Annotated in this window: 8 protein-coding genes; 2 read left to right on the top strand and 6 right to left on the bottom strand. The window is 69.3% G+C overall.

The features are described 5' to 3' along the window. The 4 genes from nifJ to hypB form a co-directional block, all read right to left on the bottom strand. Positions 1-2,772: pyruvate:ferredoxin (flavodoxin) oxidoreductase (gene nifJ / locus KBZ07_RS13680; RefSeq protein ID WP_254932131.1), on the bottom strand; the 2,772-nt coding region annotated here is incomplete at its 3' end. Next, positions 2,769-2,996, bottom strand: a complete 228-nt coding sequence (locus tag KBZ07_RS13675; protein ID WP_197148154.1) for a HypC/HybG/HupF family hydrogenase formation chaperone — start codon at positions 2,994-2,996, stop codon at positions 2,769-2,771. The genes KBZ07_RS13675 and nifJ, both read right to left, overlap by 4 nt. Beyond that, entirely contained in the window at positions 2,996-5,344 is a 2,349-nt protein-coding gene (hypF, locus tag KBZ07_RS13670) for a carbamoyltransferase HypF (protein ID WP_254932130.1), read from the bottom strand. The genes KBZ07_RS13675 and hypF overlap by 1 nt, the downstream gene beginning before the upstream one ends. Continuing rightward, a complete protein-coding gene (hypB, locus tag KBZ07_RS13665) occupies positions 5,341-6,045 on the bottom strand; it encodes a hydrogenase nickel incorporation protein HypB (protein WP_254932129.1) in 705 nt (234 codons plus the stop codon). Before hypB ends, hypF begins: the two co-directional genes overlap by 4 nt. Positions 6,046-6,158: 113 nt before the next feature. Here hypB and KBZ07_RS13660 point away from each other — a divergent pair, with 113 nt between their 5' ends. Beyond that, a complete protein-coding gene (locus tag KBZ07_RS13660) occupies positions 6,159-6,353 on the top strand; it encodes a type II toxin-antitoxin system VapB family antitoxin (RefSeq protein WP_254932128.1) in 195 nt (64 codons plus the stop codon). Further along, a complete protein-coding gene (locus KBZ07_RS13655; protein WP_254932127.1) occupies positions 6,350-6,691 on the top strand; it encodes a type II toxin-antitoxin system VapC family toxin in 342 nt (113 codons plus the stop codon). The genes KBZ07_RS13660 and KBZ07_RS13655 overlap by 4 nt, the downstream gene beginning before the upstream one ends. A gap of 76 nt (positions 6,692-6,767) precedes the next feature. Here the strand turns inward: KBZ07_RS13655 and hypA are convergent, their stop codons facing one another. Together hypA and KBZ07_RS13645 are read right to left on the bottom strand one after the other, a co-directional pair. Then, positions 6,768-7,109 (bottom strand): hydrogenase maturation nickel metallochaperone HypA, encoded by a 342-nt coding sequence (gene hypA / locus KBZ07_RS13650; protein WP_254932126.1) that lies wholly within the window; start codon positions 7,107-7,109, stop codon positions 6,768-6,770. A gap of 49 nt (positions 7,110-7,158) precedes the next feature. Continuing rightward, a partial coding sequence (locus KBZ07_RS13645; RefSeq protein ID WP_254932125.1) for a Crp/Fnr family transcriptional regulator occupies positions 7,159-7,470 on the bottom strand: 312 nt, incomplete at its 5' end.

Genomic DNA, 7,470 nt, shown 5'->3' with positions numbered 1-7,470 from the left:
TTGGCCCACCAACCGCTCCAGCAGATCAAGGGCCATCTGGCGCTGCTGGTCGCGCGCCACCCGCATCCCATAGCCGAACTCGGCGTTGTCTTCAAACAGGGAATTACTCCAGGCAGGGCCCCGCCCCTCGGCGTTGGCGCTCCAGGGGGTGGTGGGCAAGTTGCCGCCGTAGATCGAGCTGCAACCGGTGGCATTGGCGATCAGCATCCGATCGCCGAACAGCTGGGAGGCGAGCTTGAGGTATGGCGTTTCGCCGCAGCCGCCGCAGGCGCCGGAAAACTCAAACAACGGCTGCTGCAGCTGCTGCTGGCCGATCTTGTGCAGGTTGAGCTCGGCGCGGGGCACCTCGGGCAGCTGCAGGAAGAAGTCCCAGTTGCCGCGGGCCTGCTCTCGCAAAGGCCGCTGCGGCGCCATGTTGATCGCCTTGCGCTTGGGCTCGCTGCGGTCGCGGGCTGGGCACACCTCCACGCACAGGGAGCAGCCGGTGCAGTCTTCGGCGGCCACCTGGATGGTGAAGGTTTGGCCGGCAAAGGCGGGGTCGCGGGCGGGGGCGGTGCGGAAGCCCTCGGGGGCTGCGGCGAAGAGCTCCGGTGCGCCCACCTTGGCGCGGATCACCGCATGGGGGCACACCAGCACGCATTTGCCGCACTGCACGCACAGGTCCGTTTCCCACACCGGCACCGCAGCGGCGATGTTGCGTTTCTCCCACTGGGCTGTGCCCACCGGCCAGGTGCCATCGCAGGGCAGGGCGCTCACCGGCAGGGCATCGCCGCGGCTCTCCAGCATCGGCCCGATCACCTCGCGCACAAAATCGGGCGCCCCACTGAGCCGGTCCTCCCGCAATGGCTCCGGGCCGGAGCCGTCGAGGCTCGTCCAATCGAGGGGCACCAGGTGCTCGAGGCTGGCGTCGAGGGCCGCCAGATTCATCGCCACCACGGCCTCACCCTTGCGGCGGTAGCTGGTTTCGATCGAGTGGCGAATCCGGGAGAGGGCCTCTTGGCGCGGCAAGACACCGCTGAGGGCAAAGAAGCAGGCCTGCATCACCGTGTTGATGTGGGGCCCCATGCCCGCCTGACGCGCCACTTGGTAGGCATTGATCTGCTGCACCTGAATCCCCTTGCTGCGGATCTGGCTGCGCAGGGCTTCCGGCAGCCGCGCCCAGGTGTCTGCTGGCGCAAAGGGGCTATTGAGCAGAAACACGCCCCCGGGCTCGATGCCGGCCAGCAGATCGAAGCGCTCGACGAAATCCCACTGGTGGCAGGCCACAAACGTGGGCCGCTGGATCAGGTAGGTGGAGCGGATCGGCTGGGGCCCAAAGCGCAGGTGCGACACCGTGACCGAACCCGACTTCTTGGAGTCGTAAACGAAATAGCCCTGGGCATACAAATCGGTGCCCTCGCCAATGATTTTGATCGCCGCCTTGTTGGCCCCCACCGTGCCATCGGAGCCCAGGCCATAGAACACGGCGCGCACCTCGGCGGCGTCGGTATGGAAGTTGTTGTCGAAGGGCAGGGAGCGGTGGGTGAGGTCATCGTCGATGCCCACCGTGAAATGGTTGAGCGGGCGGGGCTGGCCAGCTGCCAGCAGGGGCCGCAAATGGTCAAATACCGCCTTCACCATCGCCGGGGTGAACTCCTTCGACGACAGCCCGTAGCGACCGCCCAACACCGCCGGCAACGCAGCGGCGCCATGCACCGCCGCCCACTCCTCGGCCAGGGCTGCCACCACATCGAGGTAGAGGGGCTCGCCGGGGGCGCCGGGCTCCTTGCAGCGATCGAGCACGGCGATCGCCCGGGTGCTGGCCGGCAGGGCCTCCACCAGCAGCCGGGCCGCAAATGGCCGAAACAGACGCACCTTCAGCACCCCCACCCGCTCGCCGGCGGCCTGCAGCGCCTCAGCCGTTTCCACGGCGGTCTCGCAGCCGGACCCCATCAACACCAGCACCCGCTCGGCAGCGGCGGGGCCGACGTAGTCGTAGGGGCGGTAGTGGCGACCAGTGAGCTCGCCAAAGCGCTCCATCGCCTCGATCAGATGGTCCGGGGCCCCGTCGTAGAAGCGGTTTACCGATTCGCGCGCCTGGAAGTAGACGTCTGGGTTTTGGCTGGTGCCGCGGATCACCGGGCGGTTGGGGCTGAGGGCGCGGGCCCGGTGGGCACTGATCTCCGCCGCGGGCATCAGCTCGAGCAGCTGGCCGTCGCTGAGCGGCTCGATCTTCTGGATCTCGTGGGAGGTGCGAAAGCCATCGAACACATGCAGGAACGGCAGCCGGCTGCGCAGGCTGAGCCGGGCGGCAATGGCGGCAAAGTCGCCGGCCTCCTGCACCGACGCCGAGCAGAGAATCCCGCAACCGCTGCCGCGGGTGGCCATCACATCGCTGTGGTCACCAAAGATCGACAGGCCCTGGGCCGCCAGCGAGCGGGCCGCCACGTGCAGCACCGCCGGGGTGAGCTCCCCCGCCAGCTTGTAGAGGTTGGGGATCATCAACAGCAGCCCCTGGCTGGCCGTGAAGGTGGTGGTGAGCGCCCCGGCCTGCAGGGCGCCATGCACCGTGCCAGCAGCACCCGCTTCGCTCTGCAGCTCCACCACCGACGGCACGCTGCCCCAGAGGTTGGGCCGCCCTTCCGCCGCCCAGGCATCAGCCAACTCACCCATCGGCGAGGCCGGCGTGATCGGGTAGATGGCGATCACCTCATTGAGGCGGTAGGCCACCCGAGCCACGGCCTCGTTGCCGTCAATCGTGTTCTTGGTGGTAGTGAGCTGGGGGCTGCTCATGGCTCCTCGGCGGGATCGTCATCGAGCACGACGCTCAGGGCCATCCCCACATGCACCAGTACCCGATCGCCCACCGCCGCCTCCGGCAAACAGGCCAGGCTCACAACCTGGCGCACGCCACCGAAATCCACCTCGGCCTGGCGCCAAAGGGCCCCATCGCCGGCGCCTGCCTCTGGGGCCGAGTCAGTGATCACCAGGATCACCCCAGGGGTCGCCAGGCACATCAGCAGACCGCCGCGCTTTCCTTCGTTATAGGCAGATCAGCCAGAGCTGCCCAAAGCTGGCCTAAGGCCAAGCCGCCGTCGTTGCTGGGCAGCTGCTCGGCCCAGCGGGGCACCAAGCCCGCCGCGCGCAGGGCAGCGGCGCTGCTCTCCAGCAGCAAGCGGTTCTGGAAGCAGCCACCGGCCAGCAGCACGGTGGTGGCACCAAGGCGCCCAGCCGCCTGAGCTGCCGCACTGGCCAAGCCGGCCACCAGGGAAGCGTGGAAGCAGGCAGCGCTCTCCTGCGGCGCCACCCCAGCCACGCCCGCGTTCAACAAGCTCTGCAACAGGGGCTGCCAATCGAGCCAGCCAAGCTCCAGCCCAGCGGCCGGCAGCAGCGGCATGGGCGCCACCAGCAGCAGGGGGGCCTGCAGGGCTAGGCCCTCCAGCAGCAGCCCCGCCTCCCCCTCAAAGCTGCTGCGCTGGCACAGATCCAGCAGGGAGGCCGCCGCATCAAACAGGCGGCCAGTGCTGGAGCAAAGGGGGCTATTACAGCCGCTGGCGATGGCCTGCAGCAGCTGCTGCCAGTCGCCGGGGCTGAAAGCAGCCCGGCAGGCAGCGGCCCCCGGATGGCTCAAGGACTCCGGGCCGGCCGCCGCCAGCAGCCCCAGGGCGGCCCGGCGGGGTTCGGCCATGGCCCGCTCGCCGCCGGGCAGGGGAAAGGGGCGCAGGCAGGCCCAACGCTCAGCCCCGCTGGCCGTGAGCCAGAGCAGCTCGCCGCCCCAGAGCCGATGGCCGCTTGCCCCGGCCGGCTCGCCATAGCCAAGGCCGTCGCAGGCCCACACCAGCAGCGGCAGCTGCAGGCCGTGCTCGGCCGCCACCGCCAGGCCATGGGCGCGGTGGTGCTGCACCAGCTGCAACGGCATCCCCAGCCGCCGGGCCGCCGCCGCCGCCAGCTGATGGCTGGCGTAGCCGGGATGGCCATCGCAGGCCAGGGCAGCGAGCCCGGGGCCGGGGCGCTCCAGCAGCTGCTCGAGCCCCTCGCCCAGCAGCTGCTGGGGCAGGGGCCCGGCCAGATCACCCAGCAGCGGCGCCAGCCACACCCGACCGCCCTGCGCCAGGGCCGGTGCACTTTTGAGATCGCCGCCAAGGGCCAGGGCGGTGCACGGCGGAGCCTGCAGAGCTAGGGCCTGGGGGGCGTAGCCGCGGGCCCGGCGCAGCAGCACCGGCCGCCCTTCGATCAGCTGCAGCACCGAGTCGTCGAGGCGGCGGGCGATCGGGCGGTTGTGCAGCAGGAAGCCATCGGCGATGCCGGCGAGGCGATCGAGGGCCTCGGCCGGATCGAGGCAGAGGGGCTCGCCGCTGCGGTTGCCGCTGGTGGCCACCAGCGGGCGGCCAAAACCCTCCGCCAGCAGCTGGTGCAGGGGCGAAGCCGGCAGCATCACCCCCAAAGCGGCGCTACCGGGGGCCACCCCGGCGAAGGGCTGGCGCTGGCCTGGCCGCAACCGCAGCAGCACGATCGGCGCGGCCGGTTGCTGCAGCTGGAGCTTTTCAAGCTCCGATAGCTCCACCAGGGGAGCGATGGCCTCCAGATCGGCCACCAGCAGGGCCAGGGGCTTAGCGGGCCGCTGCTTGCGCTGGCGCAACCGGGCCACCGCCGCCGGATCGCCGGCAGCCACCAGCAGCTGGAAGCCACCCACCCCCTGCAGGGCCAGAATCCCGCCCGCCGCCAGCAGGGCCAGGGCTGCCGACAGCGGTTCCGCTCCACAGTCTGTGGGTCCCTGCCACTGCAACTGGGGCCCGCAGGCGGGGCAGCCGATCGTTTCGGCGTGGAAGCGGCGATCGCCGGGGTCGTCAAACTCCTTCTGGCAGAGGGCGCACAGGCGGAAGCCCGCCAGGCTGGTGTGGGCGCGGGCGTAGGGCACGGCCGTGGCGATCGAATAGCGCGGCCCGCACTGGCTGCAGCTGATGAAGGGGTAGCGGTGGCGGCGGTTGGCAGGGTCGGCCAGCTCCGCAAGACAGGTGGGGCAGGGGGCCAGATCGGCGGCCAGGGCCGGGGCGATCAGGCCGGCGCCTAGGGGTTGGGCGGTGGCGGCGGCGATGCGCAGGCCAGGCGGCGCCGGAACGAGGGGCGGGAGCCACTCGGGCACCAGTGGCTCTAAAGCGCCGGGGGGCTGCAACTCCTCGGGCAACCGCCGCACCAGCAGCTCAAGCGAGCGGCGCTCCCCCTGCAACTCCAGCCTTACGGCGCCAGCGACGTTTTCCACCTCGCCCACCAGCTGCAGCTCGGCGGCCAGGCGGTGCACCAGGGGCCGAAACCCCACCCCCTGCACCACGCCGCGGCACCAGAGGCGCAGCCGCGCCACGCTCATCGCGCCAGGGCGTTGATCAGGGCATCGAGGCCGGCGCCGCTGCGGGCTGAGGTTTCCAGCACCAGGGCGTGGGGGGCGACCCGGGCAATGGCGGCGTGGGCGGCGGCGCGATCGAAGCCCACCGCTGCGGCCAGGTCGATCTTGGTGATCAACACCAGGTCGGCGCCGTGGAAGATCGGCGCATATTTAAGCGGCTTGTCTTCTCCCTCGGTGGTGGAGAGCAGCACCACCCGCAGGCTCTCGCCCAGGTCGTAGGCGCCGGGGCACACCAGGTTGCCGACGTTCTCGATCACCAGCAGCTCGAGCTGCTCAAGGCTGATGCCCTGGTGATGGAGGCGATGTAGACCCTCGGCCACCATCGGCGCCTCCAGGTGGCAGGCCTGGCCGGTGGTGATCTGCACCGCCGCCAGCCCGGCGGCCTGCAGGCGGCGGGCGTCGTTGTCGGTGGCCAGATCGCCGACGATCACTGCCAAGCCGGTGGGATCGAGGCGCTGGGCCAGGGCTTCGAGCAGGGCGGTTTTGCCCGAGCCGGGGGAGGAGAGCAGGTTCACCACCGTGACGCCTGCGGCTTCGAAGCGCTGGCGCAGGCCGGCGGCCTGGGCGTCGTTGCGCTGCAGCAGGGCCGTGTGCAGGGGTAGCTGGCGGGTTGGTTCTGGGAGCGGCTCAGGCGCCGGCTGTCCGCAGGAGCAGTCGCGGCACATGGGGACACGGGGCTGGGGCCATCTCCAGGCTAGGAGCGCTGCGCGGTGCGGGCAGCGGCATCATTTGATGATTAAAATGATGCTCTTAACTTGATGCCCTGGCAGCTTCCCCGATGCGCACCACTGTCACGCTGGACGACGCGCTCCTCTCCCAAGCCCAGGAGCTGTGCGGGCAACTCGAGCGCAGTGCGCTGCTCAAACAGGCCCTACAGGCCCTTGTGCAGCGGGAAAGTGCCCGACGCCTGGCCGCCCTCGGCGGCAGTGAACCAGAACTGGAGCCGATTCCCCGGCGGCGGAGCACCCTTTGATCCTCGTCGACACCTCCGTGTGGGTGGATCACCTGCGCCGTGGGGTGCCCCGTTTGGCAGCGCTCCTGCAGGAGAGCGCTGTAATGGTTCACCCCTGGGTGATCGGCGAACTCGCCTGCGGCAACGTGCGGAATCGCCGGCAGGTGCTTGAACTGCTCCAGGGCTTGCCTGCGGCCACGGTGGCCAGCGACTCGGAAGTCTTGATGATGATTGAGCAGCAACAACTGATGGGACGTGGCATCGGCTACATCGATGCCCACCTGCTGGCTGCGGCACGGCTTTCCGGCTGCCCCCTCTGGACCCATGACAGGCGCCTGGCAGAGATTGCGGCGGGCTAACCAGCTCGGCACCGTGCGGCCGCTGGATCGAGCACAAACGGAACAATCGCGCAACATGGCAGCCTCCATGTTGCGCTCACACCACCTCCAGGCTCAGCAGCCGCAGGTCGCGGCCGCGCAGCAGCTGAAGGCTGATCGCACCACAACGGGGACAGTCGCAGCAGCCATCCGGGGCGGGGAAGGGGGCGTCGCAGGCGGAGCAATGGCATTCGGCCGCTTCGATCTCGATGCGCAGCTCGGCGCCAGCGGCGATCGTGCCCGCCATCACCACCGTGTGGGCGAAGCGCAGCGCCTCCGGTTCCACCCCGGCCAGACTGCCGATGCGCAGGCTGATCGCCGTGATGCGGGTGGCGCCATCGGCGTGGGCCGCCGCCAACGCCTGATCGCGCACCGCCTCCATCAGGCTGAGTTCATGCATGGCCCAGCAGGGTTAGGGCTTGCGTGGGGGAGGGGGCACGGTCTGACGATCAAAACTCCAGCGTGGAAGTCTGGCTCAATTCATCGACCATACGGGTCCGAGCTTCGATTGTAAGGCCCAGATCCCGGGCGATATTTGGACGGCGCTCCACCAACTCCTTAGCCGCTTCAGGGATGATCAAGATGACCTCGAGATCTTCAGTGGCATGGATCGCCACAGGACTGGGCCGATCATTGAACAGAGAAATCTCGCCAAAACAATCCCCCTTCGATAGGGAATAGGCAATACGCCTATTCCCTAAACCATCGGGAGCCGAGGCATCAGCCTTGCCCGCGATAATGAAATAAAGACCCATTACCCT

Source organism: Cyanobium sp. BA20m-14, assembly GCF_024346295.1.
Note: the sequence above shows the minus strand (reverse complement) of the source record. Positions and strands in the feature narration are given on the sequence as shown.